General features: G+C 77.1%; 17 protein-coding genes. 5 read left to right on the top strand and 12 right to left on the bottom strand.

The annotated features are described in order from the left end of the window. Nucleotides 1-80: 80 nt before the first annotated feature. The 4 genes from GY42_RS07255 to GY42_RS07240 all read right to left on the bottom strand — a co-directional run bounded on the left by GY42_RS07255 (nt 81) and on the right by GY42_RS07240 (nt 8,734). Entirely contained in the window at nt 81-3,458 is a 3,378-nt protein-coding gene (locus GY42_RS07255) for a UvrD-helicase domain-containing protein (RefSeq protein ID WP_330217831.1), read from the bottom strand. Then, nucleotides 3,455-6,889, bottom strand: coding sequence for an exodeoxyribonuclease V subunit gamma (recC, locus tag GY42_RS07250; protein WP_046530672.1), 3,435 nt, complete (start codon nt 6,887-6,889; stop codon nt 3,455-3,457). Before recC ends, GY42_RS07255 begins: the two co-directional genes overlap by 4 nt. Nucleotides 6,890-6,975: 86 nt before the next feature. Beyond that, the gene (locus GY42_RS07245; RefSeq protein ID WP_046528823.1) at nt 6,976-7,791 is read right to left on the bottom strand and encodes a glycerophosphodiester phosphodiesterase family protein; all 816 of its coding nucleotides are present in this window, start codon (nt 7,789-7,791) and stop codon (nt 6,976-6,978) included. 196 nt (nt 7,792-7,987) lie between these two features. After that, nucleotides 7,988-8,734 (bottom strand): SAM-dependent methyltransferase, encoded by a 747-nt coding sequence (locus GY42_RS07240; RefSeq protein WP_046528822.1) that lies wholly within the window; start codon nt 8,732-8,734, stop codon nt 7,988-7,990. Nucleotides 8,735-9,054: 320 nt separating this feature from the next. On the opposite strand from GY42_RS07240, the gene GY42_RS07235 reads away from it, so the two are divergent. Continuing rightward, nucleotides 9,055-10,548 carry a glutamate synthase subunit beta gene (locus GY42_RS07235; protein WP_046528821.1) on the top strand — a complete coding sequence of 498 codons (1,494 nt, stop codon included), beginning with the start codon at nt 9,055-9,057 and terminating at the stop codon, nt 10,546-10,548. A gap of 69 nt (nt 10,549-10,617) precedes the next feature. On the opposite strand, the gene GY42_RS07230 is transcribed toward GY42_RS07235, so the two are convergent. Genes GY42_RS07230 through GY42_RS07215 form a run of 4 tightly spaced genes read right to left on the bottom strand, consistent with a single transcriptional unit; the run spans nt 10,618 to nt 14,745 of the window. Next, nucleotides 10,618-11,757: an acetamidase/formamidase family protein gene (locus tag GY42_RS07230; protein ID WP_046528820.1), complete on the bottom strand. Its 1,140-nt coding sequence runs from the start codon at nt 11,755-11,757 to the stop codon at nt 10,618-10,620. Continuing rightward, nucleotides 11,754-12,236, bottom strand: a complete 483-nt coding sequence (locus tag GY42_RS07225; RefSeq protein WP_046528819.1) for a RidA family protein — start codon at nt 12,234-12,236, stop codon at nt 11,754-11,756. The genes GY42_RS07230 and GY42_RS07225 overlap by 4 nt, the downstream gene beginning before the upstream one ends. A gap of 2 nt (nt 12,237-12,238) precedes the next feature. Then, entirely contained in the window at nt 12,239-13,813 is a 1,575-nt protein-coding gene (locus tag GY42_RS07220) for an amino acid ABC transporter permease/ATP-binding protein (protein ID WP_046528818.1), read from the bottom strand. 17 nt (nt 13,814-13,830) lie between these two features. Beyond that, on the bottom strand, nt 13,831-14,745 hold the full coding sequence (locus GY42_RS07215; protein WP_046528817.1) for an ABC transporter substrate-binding protein: 915 nt from the start codon (nt 14,743-14,745) through the stop codon (nt 13,831-13,833). A gap of 251 nt (nt 14,746-14,996) precedes the next feature. Here GY42_RS07215 and GY42_RS07210 point away from each other — a divergent pair, with 251 nt between their 5' ends. Next, on the top strand, nt 14,997-15,704 hold the full coding sequence (locus GY42_RS07210; RefSeq protein ID WP_052748254.1) for a FadR/GntR family transcriptional regulator: 708 nt from the start codon (nt 14,997-14,999) through the stop codon (nt 15,702-15,704). A gap of 70 nt (nt 15,705-15,774) precedes the next feature. Here GY42_RS07210 and GY42_RS07205 read toward each other — a convergent pair whose 3' ends face one another. From GY42_RS07205 to GY42_RS07195, 3 genes are all read right to left on the bottom strand, one after another. Continuing rightward, the gene (locus GY42_RS07205) at nt 15,775-16,797 is read right to left on the bottom strand and encodes a hemolysin family protein (RefSeq protein ID WP_046528816.1); all 1,023 of its coding nucleotides are present in this window, start codon (nt 16,795-16,797) and stop codon (nt 15,775-15,777) included. Next, nucleotides 16,794-18,212 (bottom strand): hemolysin family protein, encoded by a 1,419-nt coding sequence (locus GY42_RS07200; protein ID WP_046528815.1) that lies wholly within the window; start codon nt 18,210-18,212, stop codon nt 16,794-16,796. The genes GY42_RS07205 and GY42_RS07200 overlap by 4 nt, the downstream gene beginning before the upstream one ends. A 211-nt stretch (nt 18,213-18,423) precedes the next feature. After that, nucleotides 18,424-20,001 carry a bifunctional phosphatase PAP2/diacylglycerol kinase family protein gene (locus GY42_RS07195; RefSeq protein ID WP_152667236.1) on the bottom strand — a complete coding sequence of 526 codons (1,578 nt, stop codon included), beginning with the start codon at nt 19,999-20,001 and terminating at the stop codon, nt 18,424-18,426. A gap of 118 nt (nt 20,002-20,119) precedes the next feature. Between GY42_RS07195 and GY42_RS07190 the strand changes: the two genes are divergently transcribed. From GY42_RS07190 to GY42_RS07180, 3 genes are all read left to right on the top strand, one after another. Then, nucleotides 20,120-20,569 carry a helix-turn-helix transcriptional regulator gene (locus GY42_RS07190; protein WP_046530669.1) on the top strand — a complete coding sequence of 150 codons (450 nt, stop codon included), beginning with the start codon at nt 20,120-20,122 and terminating at the stop codon, nt 20,567-20,569. 10 nt (nt 20,570-20,579) lie between these two features. Further along, nucleotides 20,580-20,990, top strand: coding sequence for a VOC family protein (locus tag GY42_RS07185; RefSeq protein ID WP_046530668.1), 411 nt, complete (start codon nt 20,580-20,582; stop codon nt 20,988-20,990). An 89-nt stretch (nt 20,991-21,079) separates the two neighbouring features. After that, nucleotides 21,080-21,379: a hypothetical protein gene (locus GY42_RS07180; RefSeq protein WP_046528814.1), complete on the top strand. Its 300-nt coding sequence runs from the start codon at nt 21,080-21,082 to the stop codon at nt 21,377-21,379. 31 nt (nt 21,380-21,410) lie between these two features. Here the strand turns inward: GY42_RS07180 and GY42_RS07175 are convergent, their stop codons facing one another. Further along, nucleotides 21,411-24,140: a cation-translocating P-type ATPase gene (locus GY42_RS07175; RefSeq protein WP_046528813.1), complete on the bottom strand. Its 2,730-nt coding sequence runs from the start codon at nt 24,138-24,140 to the stop codon at nt 21,411-21,413. Nucleotides 24,141-24,168: the final 28 nt, after the last annotated feature.

The following is a 24,168-nucleotide window of genomic DNA, read 5'->3' as shown; positions in this document are numbered from 1 at the left end:
GTCCGTCGACGCACCGGTCCCGCTCGCGTCCGCCGCGCCCGCCCCCTGCTCAGGCAGCCCGCCGCCGCCCGGCCGCGCCGTCACCGCGCGGCCCCGGCCGTCGGGGCGCCGTCGAGCAGCGCCGACACCGCGACGACCAGCGCCGCGGGCGGGCGCCACGACGCCACGCCGCACGGCGACCCGTCCACCACGGGCGTGCGCGGCCCCGCCATGCCGCGCACGAACAGGTACGCCGCGCCGCCGAGGTGCCGCTCGGGGTCGTACCCGCGCAGCCGCCAGCGCAGGAACCGGTGCAGCCCCACCTGGTACAGCAGGGCCTGCAGCGGGTAGTGCGCGTCGAGCATCGCGGCGTGCAGCGCGGCCGGGCGGTAGTGCCACGCGGTCAGCGGCTCGTCGGGCGGGGCGAGCCGGTTGGTCTTGTAGTCGACGACGACGTACCGGGTGGTGCCGTCGACCTCGGCGCGCAGCACGGCGTCGATGCTGCCGGTCAGGTACCCGCGCAGCGCGCCGGGCCGCGTGCGCTCGTCGGCGTGCAGCGCCGCGAGCCGGTCGGCGTACGCGCGGTACGGGTCGTCGTCCGCCAGGTGCGTGCGCAGCAGGTGCGCGACGTCGTCGAGCGTCGCGGCACGCCGCGCGGCCAGGTCGCCGCCCGCGAGCGGCAGCTCGAGGTCGAGCTCGGCGAGCCGGTCGCCCGGTGCGACGTCCGCCAGCGCGCGCCCGCCCAGCAGGGGGCCGCAGGGCGTGCGCAGCGACGGCAGCAGCGCGGCGGCCAGCGCGTCGGGCGCGAGGCCGAGCGCCGCACCGGCACCCGCGGCCTCGGCGCAGCGGGCACGCACCTCGGCGGCCAGGTCGGGAGCGGCGGTGTCGACGTGCTCCAGCACGTGGTGCACGAGCGTGCCGAACGCCGTCCCGCCCGGCAGGTCGGCCAGCGGCGACGGCACGTCGCGCAGCGCACCGTCGGCGTCGACGCGGGAGCCCGGCGCCACCGGGCCGTCCACCTCGTCCTGCACGCCCGGGTCCTCGGGCTCGTCGGCGACCCCGGCCCGGTGCGGGGCCGCGTCGTGCGCGGCCGCCGTGAGGCCGGAGTACGAGGTGCGGCGCCACGCGGCGTCGACCGTGCGCCGCCAGGCGGCGACCTCGAGCGGCCCAGCAGTGCCGGCGGGGGGCTGCCACCGGACGGCCGACGGCGGCCCGTCGACGACCTCGTGCACGACCGTCCCGCCCGCGCGTGCCGCGAGCGCGTCGAAGGCCGCCGCGACCTGGTCGTCGCGCGGCACCGGCACGGCGGCCGGCGGGCGACCCGCCGCGTCGCGCGCACCCAGCACGAGGCACGAGAGCGCACCCGTCGCGGAGTTCTTGCTCGGCGCCCACCAGACGACCACCTGGTGCGCCGCGCGCGTCAGCGCGACGTACGCGAGCCGCAGCTCCTCGCCCGCCTGCTCGGCCTGGTCGCGCGTGCGGGCGGCCTCGTAGCCCGGGCTGCCGCGCCCGCCCACGTGCAGCCGGCGCGTGCCGTCGTCGTCGTGGTACCGCAGCACCACCGGCGTCGTGTCGACCCACCGGTCCCACGCGTACGGCACCAGGACGACCGGGAACTCCAGGCCCTTGGCGGCGTGCACCGTGACGACCTGCACCGCGGCGGCGTCGGTCTCCAGGCGTCGGCTCCGCTCCTCGGCGTAGTCGCCCCCCGCCTCGTCGATCCGTGCGCGCAGCCACTCGGTGAGCGCGGCGGCCCCGAGGCCGTGCTCGCGCGCCGCCGCGTGCAGCACCTCGCCGACGTGGCGCACGTCCGTCAGCGTGCGCTCGCCGTCGACGCGCGCCGCGAGCCGCTCGTGCAGGCCCGCGGCGGCCGTGGCCTGCAGCAGCGCCGCCACGCCCTGCGCGGCCAGCACGTGCGACCACGCGCGCAGCCGGTCCGCGAGGTCCTCGCGCGCGGCGTCGTCGGCCGCCGCGAGCGTCGCGCCGTCCCACCCGACGAACGGCGTCAGCGCGGCCGCCGCGACGCGCGCGGGGTCGCCGGTCGCCGCCAGTGCGCTCAGCAGCACGAGCCAGTCGCGCGCGGCCGGCGTCGTGAAGACGCTCGACAGGCCCGAGACGACCGCGGGGACGCCGACGTCGGCGAGCGCGTCGCGCACCGCGAGCGCGTCGGCGTTGCGGCGCGCGAGCACCGCGACGTCGCCCGGCAGCACCGCGCGCCAGCCGTCGCCGTCGCGCAGGCGGGCCGTGGTCAGCGTCCGGACGGTCTGCGCGGCCACGTCCCGCGCCACCAGCGCGCGCACCGCCGCGACGGGCGGCACGGCGCCCACCGCGCCGACCGCGCGCCGCGTCACGCGGCGCAGCACGACCGGTGCGCCGCCGTCGAGCCCGTGGCCGGCGTGCTCGGCCTCGACGGGGTGCACGACGATGCGGGGGTCGCCCAGCGCCGCGCCCCCGAGCAGGTGACCGAGCCCCGCGAGCACCGGGGCGTCGGTGCGCCAGCTGCGGTGGAGCGTCGCGGTCGTCGCGACGTCGCGCGCCTCGAGGTAGGTGTGGACGTCGGCGCCGCGGAACGCGTAGATCGCCTGCTTGGGGTCGCCCACCAGCACGAGCGTGCGGTGGCCGTGGAACGCGGTGCGCAGGATCTGCCACTGCACCTGGTCGGTGTCCTGGAACTCGTCGACCATGACGACCCGGAACCGCGCGCGCACGCGCTGCGCGGCCGGCGGGCCCGTCACCGGGTCGGTGAGCGCCGCGTGCAGCAGCGTCAGCAGGTCGTCGTAGTCGACGACGTGCGCGGCCCGCCGGCGCCGCACCATCTCGCGGCGCACGGCGCGCGCGAGCCGCACGCGGTGGTCGGGCGGCGTGCCGGGCGGCGCCTCGTCCGGGGCGAGGACGGCCGCGTGGTCGCTCACGGCGGCCCGGGCCACGGCCCGCGCGTCGTCGACGTCGAGCACGGGCGCGTCGGTGCCCGCGTAGGCCGCGAGGTACAGGTCGTCGACCACCTCGGCCTCGAGGTCCGCGACGTCCGGCAGCAGCGTCGCACCGGGCTCGACGACCCCGCCGCCCGCGGCCGTGCCGAGCGTGCGCAGCATCTGCTGGCAGAACCCGTGCGTGGTGGTGATCGTGGCGGCGTCGACCTCGGACAGCGCGACGGTGAGCCGCGCGCGGCGCCGGTGCAGCTCGGCGTCGTCGACCGCCGCGAGGTGCCGGACCACGGGGTCGTCGCTGGTCCGCGCGCCCGGGTCGCGCAGCGCGCGCTCGGTCGCGACCAGCCGGGCGCGCACGCGTTCGCGCAGCTCGCCCGTCGCCATGCGGCCGAAGGTCACGAGCAGCAGCTCGGGCAGCCGCGCGTGGCCCTCGGCGACGTACCGCGCGGCGAGCGCCGCGATCGTGAACGTCTTGCCCGTGCCGGCGCTGGCCTCGAGCACGGTCGTCCCCGTGGGCAGTGGCCCGCAGACGTCGAACACGGGTGCGCTCACCACGGCACCTGCCCCTCGTGCTCGAGCAGCGCGTCCCACGCCGTGCGCGCGAGCGCACCCAGCAGCGTCGGCTCGTCGGGCCACGCGGCGCGGTCCGCGGGCGTCGGGTCGCCCGCGACCTGCAGCAGCGTGAACCCGTCGCCCCACGCGAGCACGTGGTGCTCGTCGGTGTGCTCGAACCGCGCGCGCAGGGTGTGCTCGGCGTCCGCGAGCGCACCCGCCGGGTCGTCGTGCCCGTGGCGGCGCTGCGCGTACGTGCCGCCGGCGGCCACGGGCAGCGGCAGCGGCGCGCGCAGCGCGCGGTCGTGCAGCGCGAGCAGGTCGCCCAGCACGCGTCGTGCGTCGTCCGGGCCGGGTGCGCGCAGCCACGACGTCGCGGCCGACGGGCGGCGGCCCGGGCCCCGGCCCACGGTCGCGGCACCCCGCACGGGCGGGGCGCCGGGCGACGCCACGAGGGCCAGCAGGTGCAGCCACGCGCGCAGCCGGTGCTTCGCGCCGAGCCGCGAGTACACCGCGCGCACCAGGACGTCGCCGCGCAGGCCGGGCACCGTGCCCGTGAGCGTGCGGCCGCCCGGCAGCGGGACGGTCACGTGGACCGCCGTCGCCGGGGCGCCCAGCAGCGGCACCACGGCCTCGGCGACCACGCCCGCGCGCGTCGCGACGTCCTGCAGCACGGCACCGCCCAGCTGGCCCGGCGGCACGCGGCCGCGCCGACGCTCGGCCGCGGCCGCGCGCGCGAGGTCCACGCCGTCGAGCACCGCCGTGAGCAGCCGGTCGCCCGTCGCCCACTCGTCGAGCGGGCCCAGCGTGAGCGGCAGCCGGTCGTCGAGGTCGTCGGCCTCGCCCGGGACCACGACGCCGAGGCGGCGGCGCACGAACGCCTTGACGGGGTGCTCGAGCACCGCGACCAGGTCGTCGAGCTCGACCACGGGCTGGTCGAGCGGCGGCAGCGGTGCGGTCAGCAGCGGCGGGCGCACGTGCCGCGGCCCGCGCGCGACGAGCGCCGCGCGCCGGTCGACGTCGTCGAAGCTGAACGGCCCCGGGCGGCCCAGCGCGCCGGGCGTGAAGCTGCGCTCGTCGACGGTCTGCAGCGGGTGGTGCACGACGAGCGCCGCCCGCGCCCCGCCGGGCAGGTCGACCGTCTCGTCGACCGCGTCGAGCAGCTCGCCCACGGGCACGGCCGGCGGGCGCGGCGCCCCGGTGCGCTCGTCGGCCCCGCTGTGCACGACCACGAGGTGCTCGCCCGCGGCGGTCACCGCGTCGAGGAACAGCTGCCGGTCCTCGGTGCGGCGGTCGCGCTCGCCGACCAGCGGGTCGCGCGCGAGGACGTCGTCGCCGTCGGGCGTGCCCGCCCGCGGGAACGCGCCGTCGTCGAGACCCAGCAGGCACACCACGCGGTGCGGCACCGCGCGCATCGGCTCGAGCGAGCACACCGTGAGCGCACCCGTGCGGAACCCGGCGCGCGTGGGCCGGCCCGCGAGGCGCGGCTCGAGCAGCGCGACGACGTCGGCGAGCCGCAGCGGCACGTCGGTGCCCGCGGCCGACGCGCGCACGTCGCCGAGCACGGCCCGCGCGCCGACCTCCTGCCACGCGTCGTCGGGGTCGGCGGCGGCCAGCAGCACGAGCGCGCGCTCGAGCGTCGCGAGCCACGCGCTCGCGGGCCGCTCGCCGTCGAGCCCGGCCAGCAGGCCGGTGACCCGGTCGACGAGCTCGGCGAACCGGCCCGCGAGGTCGACGTCGGTCGAGTCGACGTCGTCGAGCGGCAGCGCCGACCCGACGAACCGGTGGTCCTCCTCGGCCATCGCGACCCCCAGCAGCAGCCGGTCGGTCGCGGTGCGCCACGTGCCCTGCGCGACCGCGCCCAGCCCGTACCGCGCGCGCCGCGCCTGGTCCTCGCCCCACCGGGCGCCGGACTCGAGCGCCCACGCGCGCAGCCGCTCGACGGCGGCGTCGTCGAACCCGAACCGTCGCCGTACCGCCGGCAGGCCCGCGAGGTCGACCACCGCGGAGGCCGTGACGCGCGAGCCCGCGAGCGCGAGCAGGTCGGACAGCACGCGCAGCAGCGGGTTGGTGCGCGCGGGCGCGCGGTCGGCGAGCCGGACGCGCAGCGTGCGGCCCGGGTGGGTGCCGTGGTCCGCGCCGCCGACGTCCGGGGCGTCGCCGCCCGCCGCGGTGCCGAACGCGGCCGCGACCAGCGGCGCGAACGCCTCGACGTCGGGGCACAGCACGACGACGTCGCGCGGCTGCAGCGTCGGGTCGTCCGCGAGCAGCCCGAGCACGACCTCGCGCAGCACCTCGACCTGCCGCCCGCGCCCGTGGCACGCGTGCACCTGCACGCTCCGGTCGCCCGGCGCCACGGCGGCGGGCACGGCCGGCCGCTCGTCGGCGCGCAGCGCGGCCTGCACCGCGCCGAGCACGGTCGGCGGGGGAGCGGGCGCGGCGTGGTGCGTCACGTCGGCGCCCGCGGCGGTCAGGCGCGCGCCGAGCTCGGTCGCGTCGCGCGCGGTCGACGCGAGCAGCGGGTGCACCGCGACAGCGGGCACGTCGCGGCGCCGCGGCGCGGGCGCCGCGGGTGCGGCGGGCTCGACCCCGCGGGCCGCGCGGCGCCACAGCGCGTCCGACGGGTGCGGCAGCCACACGTGCACGTCGCGGTGCACCGCGAGCGCCGCGAGCACGTCGACGTGCGCGCGCGACAGCCGCGTCGGCCCGAGCACCGACAGCCGCCGGGGCAGGTCCACGACGTCGGGGTCGGCGGTCAGCGCGCGCACGGCGTCCGCGAGCCGTTCGGCCGGGCTCGCCACGCCCAGGTCGGCGCGCACCGCGCGCCACAGCGGCGCCTGCCACGCCAGGTCGGCCGGCAGCGGCGCGCCCGCACCGTCCTCGTCGTCGCCCGCCGCCCACGCCGTCACGAGCGACGGGCGCTGCGCGGCGCACGCCGTGAACACGCCCGCGAGACGCTGCGCGAGCCGCACCCGGCGGCCCCGCCGCACGGCGTCGCGCGCGCCCGGCTCGTCGGTGACGTGGCGGGCCAGCGGGTGCGCCCAGGCCTCGCCCGCCGCGACGGCCGCGTCGACCGCGCGCAGCACGTGCCACACGAGCCGCTCGGGCTCCCACGGGTCGTCGTCGCGCGCGGTACCCGTGGCCGCGGCGACCGCGTCGCGCACGAGCCGCGCAGGCGGGTCGAAGTCGATGCGCGCGCACACGCCGGCCTCGCCGTCAGGGCCCGCGCCCAGGCGGTGCGACAGCCGCTGCGCGACCCACCGCTCGACGCCCCGGGTCGGCACCGCGACGACCTCGCGCGCGAACGGGTCGGTGCCGGGCGGCACGTCGGCCAGGACGTCGGCGAGCGCGTCGACCAGCACGTCGGCACGCGGCGAGGTGTGCACGCGCAGCCGGCCCCGCCCGCCCGCCCCGTCGAACCCCGCCGTCACGCGCTGCACGCTAGCCCACGCCGCCGACGCCGACCCGCCCGTCCACAGGTCCGGGTCGGCGGGGCTCGCCGCGCGGGACCGTCCGCTCAGACCCAGGTGCCCCGCGCGCGCAGCACGTCGCGCAGCAGGTCCGCGCGGTCGGTGACGATCCCGTCGACGCCCAGGTCGAGCAGGCGGTGCATCTCGGCGGGGTCGTTCACGGTCCACACGTGCACGCCGCGGCCCGCGGCGTGCGCGGCGGCGACCGTGCCCGCGTCGACGACCCGCAGCCGGCCCTGCGCGGCCGGCACCTGCAGCGCGTCCACCTCGCGCAGGGCGCGTGCCGCGAGGCGGGGCAGGTGCGCGCGGTGCGCGGCGAGGAAGCGCGCGACCTCGCCCGTCGCCGCCGACGTCGCGACGGGTCGGCTCAGCCGCTCGACCGTCGCGCGCCGTCGCGCCGCCGAGAACGACGCGACGCACACGCGGTCGTGCGCGCGCGTGCGCTCGATCGCCGCGACGACCGGGAGCACCGCGCGCTCGCTCTTGACGTCGACGTTGACGCGCAGGTGAGGCCACGTGCCGAGCACGTCGTCGAGCCGCGGCACGGGGTCGACGCCCCCGATGCGGGCGCGCCGCACGACCGACCACGGCAGCTCGGACACCACGCCCTCGGCGTCGGTCGTGCGGTCCAGCGTGTCGTCGTGCAGCGCGACCACGACGCCGTCGGACGTCGCGTGCGCGTCGGTCTCGACGTACCGGAAGCCGAGGTCGACGGCGTTGCCGAACGCGGTGAGCGAGTTCTCGCGCCCGTCGAGCGCGAACCCGCGGTGCGCGAGCGCGACGACGCCCGAGGGGTCGTCGAAGTACGCGTGCCGCGCCCGGGCGCGCCCGGGACCGTCCTCGACCTCCCGGTGCTCGTCCACGCGCCTATCCTCGCGCGCCGCGGGCCCCGCACCGGGCCGCGGCACGGGCTGTTCACCCGGCCGCCCGTCCGCGTCGCCGGCCCGTCACGTGCGCGTCGTCGGGGTGCCGGCGCGTCGGGGCCCTGCGAGTCGAGGCGCGGCGAGTCGAGACGCTGCGCGTCGGGGCGGTGGGCGCACCCGCCGCCCCGACGCGCGGTCAGCGCGCGAGCAGCGCGACGACGGCCCAGCCGAAGAACGCACGGGTGCCCGCGGCGTACCGGGCGGGTTCCTCCGCGAGCAGCCGGCGCACCTCGTCGTGCAGGTCGTGCTGCGGGTGGGCGTCGGCCCAGCGGCGCATCGTGAGCCACTGGGACGCCTGGTACCTGTCCCAGGACTCCTCGGTCGCGCACACCATCTCGACCACGTCGTACCCGAGGTCCCCGTACCCGGCCAGGAGCCCGGGCAGCGTGCGGTACGCGTCGGCGGACGGGACGCCGCACGCGGCGAGCTCGCCGGGCGTCGTCGGCACGGCGCGCCAGTACGGCTCGCCGACCAGCAGCAGCCCGCCGGGCCGCAGGCTGCGCCGCAGCAGCTCGAGCGTGCCGGGCACGCTGCCGCCGATCCACGTCGCGCCCACGCACGCCGCGACGTCGACGGGTGCGTCGGCGACCCAGCCGCTCGCGTCGGCCTCGACGAACCGCACGCGGTCGCCGACCCCGAGCGCGTCGGCACGCGCGCGGGCGTGCGCGAGGAAGTCGGGGTTGAGGTCGACGCCGAGGCCGGTGACGCCGTGGTCGCGGGCCCACGTGGCGAGCAGCTCGCCCGAGCCGCACGCGAGGTCGAGCACGGTCGCGCCGGGGCGCAGGTCGAGCGCGGCCCCGAGCGTCGCGAGCTGCGGCGCGGTCAGCGGGTTGTGGATGCGGTGGCGGGACTCACGGATCGAGAAGAGACGGTGGTCGAACACGACGGTGCTCCTGGTTCCGGTGGGAGTGGTGGGCTGCTCGGTGGTGGACGTGGCCGTCCACCCGCATCGGGACCGTCATCCGTCGTCACGCCTCTCCGGGGGAGCGCCGTCGCGTCGCGCGCGGCGGGGCTCCGTGCGAGCCCGGTCGCACGCTAGGACGGCACGGCCCTGCGGGCCACGCCTTTGCGGAGGTCCCGCCCGGTCGGGACCTCCGACCCCCGGCGACCGCCCGCGCGCGGCCTAGCGTGCACGCTGCGCCTGCGTGCGGCCGCGCCGCCGCCCGTGCGTGCGTCCACCGCCGTGCCACCCCGGGAGCGACCATGGCAGACCCCCGCGGCTTCCTCACGACGCGGCGGCGCGAGCTGCCCGCCGACCGTCCCGTGGCCGTGCGCCTGCTCGACTGGCGCGAGGTGCACGCGCACCGCGCGGGTCACCCCGACGACGTCGCGCTCGTGCGCCGCCAGGCGGGGCGCTGCATGGACTGCGGCATCCCGTTCTGCCACTCCGGGTGCCCGCTGGGCAACGAGATGCCCGCGTGGAACGACCTCGCGTGGCGCGGGCAGTGGGCCGACGCGTGCGACCGGCTGCACGCGACCAACAACTTCCCCGAGGTCACGGGCCGCATCTGCCCGGCGCCGTGCGAGGCCGCGTGCGTGCTGGGGATCAACGGTGAGCCGCTGACGATCCGGAACGTCGAGGTGGCGGTCGCCGAGGAGGCGTTCGACCGCGGGCTGCTGGCGCCGCAGGTGCCCGAGCGGCTCTCGGGCCACACGGTCGCCGTGGTCGGGTCCGGGCCCGCGGGGCTCGCGTGCGCGCAGCAGCTCACGCGCGCCGGTCACACCGTGGTGGTCCACGAGCGCGCGGACCGCGCGGGTGGCCTGCTGCGGTACGGCATCCCCGAGTTCAAGCTCGAGAAGCGCGTGCTCGACCGGCGGCTGGCGCAGATGGCCGCCGAGGGCACGCGGTTCCGCACGGGCGTCGACGTCGGCGTCGACGTCACGGGCGCGCAGCTGCGCGCCCGGTACGACGCGGTCGTGCTGGCCACGGGTTCGACGGTCCCGCGGGACCTGCCGGTCGACGGGCGCGACCTGCGCGGCGTCGAGCAGGCCATGACGTACCTGCCGCAGGCGAACCGCGCGGCGGTCGGCGGCACGGTCCCGGACCAGCTCGTCGCGACCGGCCTCGACGTCGTCGTCGTGGGCGGCGGCGACACCGGCGCCGACTGCCTGGGCACGGCGCTGCGCCAGGGCGCGCGGTCGGTGACCCAGGTCGAGATCCTGCCGACGCCGCCGACGGAGCGCCCCGCCGACCAGCCGTGGCCGACGTACCCGCGTGTGCTGCGCACGGCCAGCGCGCACGAGGAGGGCGGCGAGCGCGTGTGGGCCACGAGCACGGTGCGCTTCCTCGACGACGGCGCGGGCGCCGTGCGTGCCGTCGAGGTCGAGGACGTCGAGCAGGTCGCCGGCCGGTTCGTGCCGGTCGCGGGCACGCGCCGCGAGCTGCCGGCGGACCTCGTGCTGCTCGCGCTGGGCTTCACGGGCGCCGAGCCGGGCGCGCTGCTCGACGAGCTGGGCGTCGCGCGCGGTCCTCGCGGCGCGATCGAGCGTGACGACGACTACGCGACGACGACGCCCGGCGTGTTCGTCGCGGGCGACGCCGGACGCGGGCAGTCGCTCGTCGTGTGGGCGATCGCCGAGGGCCGGGCCGCCGCCGCGGCCGTCGACCGGTTCCTGTCCGGCAGCACGGCGCTGCCCGCGCCCGTGCGCGCGAGCACGGTCGCGATGGGCGTGCGCGACGGGGCGGGCACGCGCTGACCGCGCGCACCCGCCCCGCCCCGACCGCCCCGCCCCGGCCGCGCCAGCCGGCGCCGGGAGGCCTGCGCGTCACGTCCAGGCGGTCCAGTCCGCCTTCGCGATCATGCAGTGCACGCCCTTGACGGCGTCGACCACCTGGCTGACCTCGAAGTCGCCCGCGGCCGACAGGTAGGCCAGCGCGACCGCGCGCGGCACGCCGAACCGGCCGTGCAGGAACGCGACCGCGTTGCGCACGGCCGCGCGCATCGCCTCGTCGAGGTCGGGGTGCAGACCCGTCGGCACCCAGTGCGTCGGGGTCTCGACGACCGGTCCGGCGGCCGCGCCGAGCACGGCCGTGCGGTCGGCGGGCCGCAGCACGCTCAGCCGCAGCGTCGCGCGCAGCGACGCCTCGAGCGCGGTGAGCGCGACCTCGCCGTTGCCCTGCGCGAAGTGCGGGTCGCCCGCGCAGAACAGCGCACCGTCGACCGCGACCGGCAGGTAGAGCGTCGAGCCGACCGTCGTGTGCTTGACATCGATGTTGCCGCCGTGCGGGCCGGGCGGCACCGACGGCACGGGCTCGTCGGTGTCGGGCGCGACGCCCATGAGCCCGAGGAACGGCGCGAGCCCGAAGCGCACGGTGCGCCCGCCGCCGGCGTCCATGTACCCGACGTCGCGCCCCTCGTGCTCGCCGACCCACGCGAAGTGGCTCACGGTGCCGTCGCCGACCATCGCGTCGACGTGCCGCGTGGGCGTCGAGTCGAGGTCCTCGGGGTACTCGCCGGCCAGCGCGCCGTACCCGTGGCGGTTGGACACGAACCCGTACGGCACGCGCCGCGCGAGGTCGAGGACGTCGACGCGCAGCACGTCGCCCGCGCGCGCACCGGTCACCTCGATCGGCCCGGTGACGACGTGGGGGCCGTCGTCGCGCCCGTTGACCAGCGGCGACGCGGCCACGTCGACCGCGTCGGCGAGCACGTCGGCGACCCCGAACTGCGCGAGGTACCGCCGCGGGTCGCGGCCCTGGTCGGCCAGCAGACCCTCGTGGCTGAGGGTGTCGATCGTGACGGTCGCGCCGTCGGGCACCGCGAGCACGGGCGTGCTCGTGCGGTCGGGCAGCCAGCCCCACCGCACCTCGTGCGCGCGGCTGGGCAGGTAGTGCTCGCCGAGCACGGGGCCCTCGCCGGGCTGCAGGACGAGGGGCGTGGCGGGGGCGGTCGTGGTGGCGGTCATCGTGCGGCTCCCTCGGGTGCGGACGGGTCCTGCTCGGTGGACTCGGTGGTGCTGCGGGACGGCCGCAGGCCCACGACGAGATCGACCTCGACGCGGGCGCCGACGGCGAGCCCGGTGACGCCGACGCACGTGCGGGCCGGCAGCCCGGCGGGGAACCACGTGGCGTACTCGGCGTTGAAGGCCGCGTACTCGTCGAAGTCCGTGAGGTACGCGCGGACCATGAGGGTGTCCGCGAGCCGCGCGCCCGCGGCGTGCAGCACGGCCTCGAGGTTGCGCATGACCTGCCGGGTCTGGGTCACGACGTCGTCGCCGACGACGTCGCCCGTGCGCGGGTCGGTGGGCATCTGCCCGGTGACCCACAGCGTGTCGCCCCAGCGCACGGCGTGCGCGAACGGGCCGACCTGCGTCGGGACGCCGGGGTGACCGGTGAGGACGAGCGCCTCGCGCTCGGGTGGGGCGGGGGTGGCTGCCTGGTGCACGCTCACACCTCCGCCGAGTCCATCGCGCCCACGAAGGAGCGCGTGAGCGCGTGCTGCGGGCGCAGCAGGACGTCGTCCGCGGGGCCCTCCTCGACGACCACGCCGCCGGCCATGAAGACGACCCGGTCGGCGACCTCGCGCGCGAAGCGGAGCTGGTGCGTGGCGATGACCATCGTCAGCCCCGACGTGCGGGCCAGGTCGCGGATGACCTGCAGCACCTCGGCGACCTTCTCGGGGTCGAGCGCGCTGGTCGGCTCGTCGAGCAGGAGCACGCTGGGGCGGGGCGCGAGCGCCCGCGCGATCCCGACCCGCTGCTGCTGACCGCCCGACAGGTGGCGGGGGAGCGCGTCGGCGCGGTGGCTCATGCCCACCGACGCGAGGAGCTCGTCGGCGCGGGCCGACGCCTCGTCGCGGCCCAGGCCGTGGACCCACCGCAGCGGCGCCGCGACGTTCTCGCGGACCGTGAGGTGCTCGAAGAGGTCGAAGCTCTGGAACACCATGCCGACGCCCGCGGTGACGCGCTGCCGCGCGGTGCGCCGCTCGGGCAGCTCGCGGCCCTGCCAGTCGTAGCCGATGGCCGTGCCGTTGACGAGGACCGAGCCGCCGTCGAGGCCGTCGAGGTGGTTGAGCGTGCGCAGCAGCGTGCTCTTGCCCGAGCCCGACGGGCCGAGCAGCGCGACGACCTCGCCCTCGCGGACCATGAGGTCGATGCCCGCGAGCACCTCGGTGTCGCCGTAGGAGCGGCGCAGCCCGCGTGCCTCGACCATCGCCTCGCCGAACGAGCGCGGCGGCGGGTCGGCGTGCGTGCGCCGCTCGTCGGGGACGGGGGCGTCCGCCGGTGCCGCCGGCGCGTGCACCGGGGGCAGGGTGGCGGGGGCGGCCGCCGCGGGCCGCCGGCGCCACAGCGCGAGCCAGCCGCGGCGGCGCACGCCGTCGGGGTCGACCAGCGCCTCGACCAGCAGCTGCAGGCCCGTGATGGCGGCCGTGAGCAGCAGGTACATGACCGCGGTGGCGAAGTAGATCTCGAAGTAGTCGAACGTCGCCGACGCGAGCTGCTGCGTGCGCAGCGTGAGCTCGGGGACCGCGATGATCGACGCGAGCGCCGAGTTCTTCATGGTCGCGACCGCCTCGTTGCCGAGCGCGGGGACCATCGAGCGGAAGGCCTGGGGGCCCACGACGTGACGCAGCAGCCCGGCGGGTCCGAGCCCGAGCGCCCGGCCCGCCGCCCGCTGGCCGGCGGGCACCTCGCGCACCGCCGACCGGATGATCTCGGCGAAGAACGTCGCCTCGTTCATCGCGAGCGCGACACCGCCCGCGACCACGGGGGTGAGCGTGACCCCCGCGTGCGGCAGCACGGTGAACACGAACACGAGCTGCAGGATCAGCGGCGTGCCGCGGTAGAGCGTCGTGTAGGCGCGGGCGACGGCGGCGACCGCGCGGTGCCGCGACAGCAGCATCGACGCGAGCACCAGGCCGAGCGCGAGCCCGCCGACGAACCCCATGGCCAGCAGGCGGAGCGTGAACCCCATGCCCTGCAGCAGGTAGGGCAGCGTGAGGTAGTGCAGGAAGTCCGTCATGTCGTGGGCCCCCGCCGTCAGCCGACCGACAGGACGGTCGGCTCGGCGACGGCGTTGGCGTCGAGCTCCCACTTCTCGGCGAGCTCGGTCTGCAGGCCCGTGTCCTGCACGACCGTGAGCGCGGCCTGCACGGCGTCGCGGAACTCGTGCTCGCCCTGCAGCACGCCGATGCCGATCTCGTAGTCGAGCATGACGGTCTCGGCGGAGTCGAGGTCGTCGGGGTGCTCGGCGATGAACCGGTTCACGGTGTTGATGTCGTTCATGTAGGCGTCGGCGCGGCCCGCGAGGATGGCCTGCACGCAGTCGGCGCTCGAGTCGAACAGCGCGACCTCGGGCGCGGCCAGGCCCGCGGCGGTGCAGTCGGGGGCGACGGCCTCGACGAGCGGGACCTCGACGTAGCCCTTGTTGAGCGCGACGGTCAGGCCGCACAGGGACGTGTCGATGCCGGTGATGCCCTCGGGGTTGCCCTTGGCCACCAGGACGCCGTCGAAGACCTTGGAGTAGGAGATGAAGTCGACGCCGCCCGCGGCGCGCTCCTGCGTCGCGTACAGGTTGGAGACGATCCAGTCGGCCTGGCCGGACGCGACCGTGGGGATGAGCTCGGAGAACCCGACGGCGACGTAGTCGACGTCGAACCCGAGGCACGCGCCGATGGCCTCGCCGAGGTCGATGTCGAAGCCCATGAACCGGTCGGGGTTCTCGGGGTCGATGACCTCGTAGCCGGGGGTGTGCGGGTTGATCGCGTTGGTCTGGGTGGTGCCCACGAGGTCGGGGTGCGCCTCGCGGAGGTCGGCGCAGGCGGCGGAGTCGGCGAGGTCGGACCACTGCGAGGCGGGCGCCTCGGCGGCGTCGCTCGTGCTGGTGCACGCGGCGAGGGCCAGCAGGAGCGTGGCGGCTGCGGCGGGTGCGGCAGCGCGGCGGGAGGGGGTCATGGGGGTCCTCTCGGTCGTGCGGCGGGGCTCGCCGGGGGACTGCGAGCCGGGCGCCGGGGGAGGCTCTCGGCCAGATGGTCTGACCAAGTGCGGCTGACGCTAGACGCCCGTCCAGGCCTGATCGCTCGACGTCGAGAGACTGTTACGGCAAGTTCACAGCGCCGAAACAGGCGGTCGGATGGTCAGACCAACAGGCCGCGACCGTGGTAGCGTCCGGCCGTCCGCCGACGCCGTGGCGAAGGAGCACCCAGGTGAGCCCGGTCGAGATCCCGCCCCTGTCCCGCAGGACCGAGAACATCTCGGTCGTGCTCGCCGCCCACCTCGAGCGCCTCATCGCGACCGGCAGCCTCACGCCGGGCGACCGGCTGCCCGCCGAGCGCGACCTCGCCGCGACCCTCCAGGTGTCCCGCGCGACGCTGCGCGAGGCCATGCACGAGCTCGAGAACAAGCACCTCATCGAGCGCCGTCCCGGGCGCGGCACGGTCGTCGTCGAGCGCACCGGCGCCGAGCGCGAGCTGCTCGACCTGTCGGCCCCGGACGCGCCGTCGCGCGAGGAGCGCGACGCGGCCGAGCTCCGCGAGATCGTCGAGCCCGCCGTGGCCGGGCTCGCGGCGCTGCGCGCGACCGCCGCCAACCTGCTCCAGCTCCGCGAGGTGCTCGACCGCACGGCGGACGAGACCCGCGCCGAGGGGTCGCTCGAGTGCGACATCGAGTTCCACCTGCTCGTCGCACGTGCGGCCGGGAACCCGCTGGTCAGCACGCTGCACACGCTCATGACCGACTGGACCATGGGCGTGCGCCGGCACTCGCACACCACCAAGGAGGGGCGTCGCACGTCCCTCGACGGGCACCGCGCCGTCTACGACGCGATCGAGCGGCACGACGCCGAGGCCGCGCGCCGCGCGATGGCCGAGCACCTCGGCTCCGTGCGCGGGCTCATCGCACGCCGCACGCACTGACGCCGCCCGCCGGCCGCGCACGACGACGGGCCCGCCCCCGGCGAGGGGACGGGCCCGTGGACCTCGTGCGTCAGACCCCCGCGGGGGCCGGTGCGGCGGTCGTGCGCGGCAGCAGCCGCTCCACGACGTCGGCGAGCGTCACGACGAGCGCGCGCTCGCCGCCCGTGACGACCGCCAGGTGGTGGCGCCCCTCGCGCATGCCCGCGAACGCGGTCGCGACCAGCGTGTCCGCCGGCAGCTCGTACACCGGCCGCACGAACGGCGCGAGCGGTGCGTCGGGTGCGCTCGTGAGCGTGTCGCGCACGTGCACGACCCCCGACACCGCGTCCCCGTCGCCGACGAGGATGCGCAGGTGCCCGCTCTCGAGCGACACGCGCTGCACGTCCTCGACCGTCCCGCCCGTCGGCACCGTGACCGGCACCGCGCTCGGGTCGGCGAGGTCCCCGACCGTCATGCGCTGCAGGTCGAGCGCCTGCGAGAGCTGCCGCGAGAACGCCGCGTCGAGCGCGCCGACGTTCGCGGAGTGCTCGACCAGGTGGCGCAGCGAGGCCGGGTCGGTGCCCGCGGCCATCTCGTCCACCGGCTCGACGCCCACGCGGCGCAGCATCCGGTTCGCCGTCTCGTTGAGCGCGCGCAGCACGGGCCGCACGGCCCACATGAACGCGCGCATCGGCAGCGCGAGCAGCTGCGCCGACGACTCGGGGTGCGCGATGGCCCAGGACTTGGGCGCCATCTCGCCGACCACGAGGTGCAGGAACGTCACGACGACGAGCGCGAGGACGAACCCCAGCACGTCGGCCGGCACGGCCGGCAGGCCCCACGACGCGAACAGCGGCGTGAGCCAGTGGTGCACCGCGGGCTTGGTGATCGCGCCGAGCGCGAGCGTGCACGCGGTGATGCCGAGCTGCGCGCCCGCGAGCAGGACCGTCAGCTCGTGCGAGCTGCGCAGCGCGGCGCGCGCCGACCGGCTGGAGCCGGCGGCGTCCTCGAGGCGGTGGCGGCGTGCCGCCAGCATCGCGAACTCGACGGCGACGAAGAACGCGGACAGCGCGATGATCGCGACCGTCACGACGACGACGACCCACGTGCTCATCGCTCGACCTCCTGGTCCGCGGCGTCCGCGGGCTCGTCCTCGTGCTGCTCGGCCCGCTCGGCCCGCTCGTCCTGCCCGTCCGGCTCGGCCTGCTCGACGCTCAGGCGCACGCGCGAGGGCACGTGCCGGTCGACGTCGAGGACCTCGATGCGCAGCACCTCGGCGGGCGGGTCGCCCGCCTCGGCGAGCAGCGCCGGGTCGGGCGGCAGCGGCACCTCCAGGACCGTGCCCTCGGGGGGCAGCGCGCCGTGCGCGTCGATCGCGAGGCCCGCGATCGTCTCGTAGTCGTCGCGCGGCAGGTCGCGGCCGAGCGCGCGCTCGACCTCGTCGACGTGCACGTCGCCCGCGACGAGCCACGAGCCGTCGTCCTGCTCGGTCGCGTCGGCCGCGTCGAGCGGGTCGTGCTCGTCGTGGATCTCGCCCACGAGCTCCTCGGCGACGTCCTCCAGCGACAGCGCACCCGCGAAGCCGCCGTACTCGTCGATCACGACCGCGAGCTGGTTGTCCGAGCCGACCAGCAGGCGCACCGCGTCGGTCAGCGCCATGGACTCGGGCACGAGCGCGGCCGGGCGCTGCAGGCGTGCCGCGGTCGCCGACGCGTCGGTGCAGCGCAGCACGTCGGGCAGGTGCACGACGCCCGTGACGGTCTCGTCGTCGAGCACCGGGTAGCGCGAGTGCCCGTCGGACATGAGCTCGCGCAGGCGCGCGACGCCCGTGTCGGGGGTCACCGTGTCGACGCGCGAGCGCGGCACCATGGCGTGCTCGACGTCGCGCTGCGGGAAGTCGATGATGCGGTCCAGCAGCACCGACAGCTCGCGCGGCAGGTCGGTCGAGTCCGCGACGATGTGCTCGAGGTCGCGCGCGGTCGCCGAGTGCTCGACGTCGTGCACGGGCTCGATGCCCAGCACCTTGAGCAGCGCGTTGGACGCCGCGTCGAACACGCGGATGAGCCAGCCGAACCCGCGCAGGTACCAGATGGTCGACGTCGCGAGCCGCACGGCCGTCGGCTCGGGGCGTGCGATCGCGAGGTTCTTGGGGAACAGCTCGCCGAACAGCATCTGCACGAACGTCGAGAACAGCAGCGCGAGCACGGTGCCGACCGCGATGCCGACGCCCGTCGGCACGTCCACCAGGCCGAGGGCCTCGCCGATCGACTCGCCGACCAGCGGCTCGGCCACGTACCCGACGAGCAGGCCCGTGACGGTGATGCCGAGCTGGGCGCCCGACAGCATGAAGGACGTGCGGCGCGTGACGTCGAGCGCCTTGCGCGCGCCGGCGTCACCGGCCTCGGCCCGGGCCGCGAGCCGCGACCGGTCGACCGACATGTAGCCGAACTCCTGCGCCACGAAGTACGCGGTCGCGGCGGTGATCGCCAGGATGACGAGCACGCCGAGCAGCAGGGTCATCACCCACATCGGTGCCCCACCCCCCGTCGCGTCGTCGCGTGGCAGGGGCGGGGCACGGGACTGTGCCCGGGACTGTCGGGGTCCATCGGATCTCCGGGTCGGTGAAGGGGGACGCGTGGGGAACGTGGCGGGGGATCGCCGTGTTCCCGCGGCGTCGACGATCGTAGAGGACGCGCCCGTGCGTGCCCGTGCATGCCCTGCGCGCCCAGGTGTCGCGGTGTCAGCCGTCGCGCGGGTCGTGCGGCGCGTAGACGACGAGCGCCGCGGGCAGCAGCCGCAGGTGCGCGGTCGCACCCGCGGGCAGGTCGGTCGTCTCGCCGTCGTGCGCGAGCACCACCGGCTGCCCGTCGTCACGTGCCCGCACGTGCAGCGCGGTCGTGGTGCGCTGCCGCACGACCAGCCGCCGCCGCACGGGCGGCACGGCGTGCGCGAGGCGCGCACCCAGGTCGCCGCCCGCGGCCTCGAGGAACGTGCGCAGCCGGCTGTGCGCCGTCGCGTCGCGCGCGTCGCGGACGTCGAGCAGCCCGTCGTCGAGGCGACGGCGCGCGACGGGGGCCAGGCTCGTGGGGTGGTAGCGGTCGACACCCGCGAAGACCGACCACCAGCGGCCGTCCTCGTCGTCGACGACGAGCGCGACGGGCTCGGCCGCGCGCAGCGTCCGCGCGGCGGCCACGAGCGCGGCGACGGGCTTGCCCAGCCGCGGCGCGAGCCGGTCGCGGGTCGTCACGAGCTCGGGGTACACGCCCACCGAGAACGTGTTGAGGACCGTCACCGGGGCGTCGTCGCCGACCGTGAGCTCGCCGACGTCGACCGTCACCGCGGTGCCGGCCTCGACCGCGCGGGCCGTCGCGGCGACCGACGTGAGGTCGGCGGCGCGCGCGAAGTGGTTGAGCGTGCCGGTGGGGAAGACCGCGAGCGGCAGGCCGTGCGCGCGCGCCGCGTGCGCGACCGCGCCGACCGTGCCGTCGCCGCCCGCGACGCCGACCGCACGCGCGCCGGTGGCGACGGCCCGCGCCACGAGGTCGGTGGCCGACGTGCCGTCGGCGAGCTCGACGACGCGCGCGCGGGGGAGCGCCGCGCGCACCTGCTCGGTCACGGGCCGCAGGCGCACGCTCGACGCGCCCGAGCGCGGGTTGACCACGACCGTGAGGCCCTCGCCCTCCGGCAGCGCGGGCACGACGGCCGGCGGGCCCGCGGGGACGTCCGGGCCGGGCAGGTCGCCGGACGGCACGAGCCGTCGCCCGACGAGCGCGACCCCGGCCCCCAGCGCGGCGCCGGCGACGACGTCGGACGTCCAGTGCGCGGCGACGTGCAGGCGCGAGTACGCGACGGCCCCGGCCACGGGTGCGACGGCCGCGCCCGCGGCGGGCCACTCGAGCGCGACGCCGGTCGCGAACGCGGCGGCCGACGCGCTGTGCCCCGACGGGAACGAGCCCGACGTCGGCTGCCGCGCGAGCCGGCGCACCCACGGCAGCGTCGTCGCGTCGGGGCGTGCCCCGCCGAACACGACCTTGCCGAGCAGGTTCGCCAGGGCGCTCGCGACCGCGACCGACCCCAGGCCGCGCAGCGCGGCACGCCGCCCGCGCGCGCCCGTCAGCGCCAGGCCCGCGCCGACCGCCCACCACAGGCGCGAGCGGTCCGCGGCGGTCGAGAGCCGCACCAGCGCGGCGTCGGCGCGCGGGCCGAGGCGGCGCGCGGCGGTGCGGTCGTGCGCCGCGCGGTCCAGGCGCCGCACGAGCGTCGACCGCACGTGGGGCTGGAGCACACCGCGCGCGCGGCCCTCGTAAACCCTCGGCATGGCACCCCTCCTGGTGCGCGGCGCGCACGTCCGGCCCAGCGTCGCACGCGGCTCCCGGGGGCGCCGGTCGTGCGTCGTGGCGCTGGTCACACGCACGCGGGAGGGGCACGCTGGTGCCATGACGACCGATGCGGACGCGCGGCTGCGCGAGCTGCGGCTGCTGCGCACGGTGCGTGACCGCATCGACCGGGACTACGCGCAGCCGCTCGACGTCGAGGCGCTCGCGCGGGGCGTGCACATGTCCGCCGGGCACCTCAGCCGGCGGTTCCGCGCCGCGTTCGGCGAGCCGCCGTACGCGTACCTCATGACGCGTCGCGTCGAGCGCGCGATGGCCCTGCTGCGGCGCGGCGACCTGTCGGCCACCGAGGTCTGCTTCGCGGTCGGGTGCGGGTCGCTCGGCACGTTCACGACGCGGTTCACCGAGCTCGTCGGCGTCTCGCCGGGGCGTTACCGGCGCCTCGCGGCCGGGCAGGGCGCGGGGCTCCCCGGGTGCGTCGTCAAGCAGGTCATGCGGCCGCGTCGGGACCCGTCAGGATCCGAGAAGTCCGCGGCGGGCGCGTCGGCCTAGCGTGGCCCGCATGGACCTGTTCCTCCATCTCGCGTTCCTGCCGGCCGACGACCCCGAGGCGTCGCTCGTGTTCTACCGCGACGTGCTCGGGTTCGAGGTGCGCAACGACGTCGGCCACGGCGCGATGCGCTGGATCACCGTGGGCCCGCCCGCGCAGCCGCTCACGTCGGTCGTGCTGCACCCGCCGGCGGCCGACCCGGGCGTCACCGACGACGAGCGACGCGTGGTCGCCGAGCTCATGGCGAAGGGCTCGTACGGCGCGGTCGTGCTCGGCACGTCCGACGTGGACGCGGTGTTCGCGCAGGTGCAGGCCGGTGGCGCCGAGGTCGTGCAGGAGCCCGCCGACCAGCCGTACGGCGTGCGGGACTGCGCGTTCCGCGACCCCGCCGGGAACATGGTGCGGATCCACCAGGTCGCGTGACGGCGCCCCCGGGGCGCCGCGCCGTCCGGTCCGGGTGAAAGATCGCACCAGCGGGATGCGGTCGAACACGTGTTCGATACGATGGGTCCATGCCCGACCGCTCGACCCCGCCGCGCCCGCCCGCGCGGGACGTCGCCAACAGCGAGGTCCCCGACGGCATCCCGACGCGCCCGCAGGGCGACGTCGCGGTCGTCGTCCGGCTCGTGTGGTCCGACGGCACCGAGGAGTGGCGCGCGGCGCGCGCGATCCGGTGGACGCGCACGCACGTGATGGTCGCGTGGCGCGAGCACGACCACGACCCGCGCTCCGAGCGGCACACGTGGCTGCGCGCGGGCGACGTCGCGCGCTCGGTGAGCTGGTTCGTGCCGCCCGAGCGCACGCCCGCCTGACCGCCCACCCGCTCGCCGGTCGGGCGGCCCGTCACGCGCGCACGCGCCGCGCGACCACCTTCCCCAGCTCCGCGAGCAGGAAGACGGCGACCGCGAACGCCGCGGTCAGGCCCCAGTCGCGCGCCCCGATGGGCGCCGAGTCGAACCAGTCGTGCATGAACGGCGCGTACGTGAACACGAGCTGCAGCACCAGCAGCGCGCCGACCGCCATCCACACCACGCGGTTCCCGGTGAGCACGCGCCACGTCAGGCTCGACCCGGTGAGGAACCGGCACGAGAACAGGAACGCGGTCTGCCCGAGCGCGAGCATCGTCACCGCGGCGGTCTGCGCGACGCCGTCGCCGGCGCCGAGCTGCTTCTCGACCAGGTACGTCGCGAGCGTCGCGCCGCCGATCAGCAGCGACGCCCACACGACGAGCACGAGCGCGGGGCGCGACAGCACGGCCTCCTTCGGCGACCGCGGCGCCCGGTCCATGATCCCGGCCTCCGCCGGGTCGTAGGCGAGCGCGAGCGACAGCGTGACCGCCGTGACGAGGTTGACCCACAGGATCTGCACGGGCGTCAGCGGCAGCGCGAGGCCGAAGAGCACGGCCACGAGGATGACGAGCGACTGCGCACCGTTGGTCGGCAGCAGGAACACCACCGACTTGCGGATGTTGTCGTAGATCCGGCGCCCCTCCTCGACCGCGCGCTCGATCGTCGCGAAGTTGTCGTCCGCGAGCACGATCTCGGCCGCCTCCTTGGTGGCCTCGGTGCCCTTGACCCCCATGGCGATGCCCACGTCGGCCCGCGTGAGCGCGGGCGCGTCGTTGACGCCGTCGCCGGTCATCGCGACCACCTCGTGGTGCGACTGCAGCGCACGCACGATCCGGATCTTGTGCTCGGGGCTCGTGCGCGCGTACACGTCGACGTCGCGCACGCGCGTGCGCAGCTCCTCGGCGCTCATGGCCTCCAGCTCGGCGCCCGTGAGCGCCTCGACCTGCTCGCCCGCGGGCACGATGCCCAGCTCGCGCGCGATCGCGACGGCGGTGCCCGCGTGGTCGCCCGTGATCATCTTCACCGCGATGCCCGCGCGGTGGCAGTCGGCGATCGCGGTCACGGCCTCCGGCCGCGGCGGGTCGACGATCCCCACGACCCCCAGGAACGTGAGCCCCTCGTCGACGTCCGCGAGCGTGAGCGCGGACGTCGCGGGGTCGACGCGCCGCTCGGCCGCCGCCAGCACCCGCAGGCCCTGCGCGCCGAGCGCGTCGACCGTGCGCTCCCACGTGGCCGCGTCGAGCGGTGCCGTCCCGCCGCCGGGCGCCCGCTGCGTCGCCGCGCGGTCCAGGAGGCGGTCGGGCGCGCCCAGCACGTGGATGCGCACGTCGTCCTCCGCGAGACGGTCGAGCGTCGCCGCGAGCTTCGTCGCCGACTCGAACGGCACCGCCGCGAGGCGCCGCGCCCCCGCGGTGCCGAGACCGGACTTCAGCGCGAGCGTCGTGAGCGCACCCTCGGTGGGCTGCCCGACGACGCGCCAGCGGCCGGACTCGTCGGCCGTCACGCGCGCGTCGTTGCACAGCGCGGCCGCCCGCACCAGCGCGTGCAGGTCGGGGTGGTCCGCGAGCGGCGCGGGCGTGCCGTCGAGCGTGACGCCGCCGGTCGGCTCGTACCCCAGGCCCTCGACGTCGTACGTGCGCTCGGCCGTGACGACCGTGCGCGCCGTCATCTCGTTGCGCGTGAGCGTCCCGGTCTTGTCCGAGCAGATCGTCGTCACCGACCCCAGCGCCTCGACCGCGGGGAGCTTGCGCGTGATGGCCTGCCGGCGCGCCATCTGCTGCACGCCCAGCGCGAGCGTGATCGTCACGAGCGCGGGCAGGCCCTCGGGCACGGCCGCGACCGCGAAGCCGATCGCGGCCGACACCAGCTCGGGCAGCGCGAAGTCGTGCACCACGCGGCCGATCACGAGCATCGCGAACGCCATGACGAGGATCCCGCGCGACAGCAGCGTGCCCAGCCGGCCCAGCTGCCGCTTCAGCGGCGTCTCGAGGGGGTCGACGTCCGCGATGAGCGACTGGATGCGCCCGATCTCCGTGCCGGCACCCGTGGCGGTGACCACGCCCCTGCCGGTGCCGGTCGCGACGATCGTGCCCGAGAACAGCATGCTCGCGCGGTCGCCGACGCCCGCGTCGGCACCGACCGGCGCGACGTCCTTCGCCGCGGGTACCGACTCGCCCGTGAGCGCGGACTCGTCGACCTGCAGGTGCGTCGCGGCGAGCAGCCGCACGTCGGCCGGGACCTTGTCGCCCGAGCGCACGCGCACGACGTCGCCGGGCACGAGCGTCTCGGCGTCGACGTCGGTCCACGCGCCGTCGCGACGCACGGTCGCGTCCAGCGACAGCATCGTGCGGATGCCGTCGAGCGCGCGCTCGGCCTGCCCCTCCTGCAGGAACCCCACCAGGGCGTTGACGACGGCGACCACGAGGATCACCGCGAAGTCGACCCAGTCGCCGAGGAACGCCTTGAGCACGGCCGCCGCGAGCAGGATGTAGATGAGCACGTCGTCGAAGTGCGACGCGAACCGCACGACCGCGTGCGGGCGGTGCGGGGTCGGCAGCCGGTTGGGTCCCGTCGTCGCCAGCCGGGCTCGCGCGTCGTCGGACGTCAGGCCCGCGCGCGTGCTGCCCAGCGCCTCGAGCACGTCGTCGGCGGGACGCGCGTACGGCAGCAGCGCGTCCTGCCGCGCCGCGCCGGGGCGCTCGTGGTCGGGCGTGATGGTCGACATCGCTCACCCCGTCGCTGCGTCGGTCCGG

It is taken from the genome of Cellulomonas sp. FA1 (assembly GCF_000986825.1).
Taxonomy (GTDB): Bacteria; Actinomycetota; Actinomycetes; order Actinomycetales; family Cellulomonadaceae; genus Cellulomonas; species Cellulomonas iranensis.
Note: the sequence above shows the minus strand (reverse complement) of the source record. Positions and strands in the feature narration are given on the sequence as shown.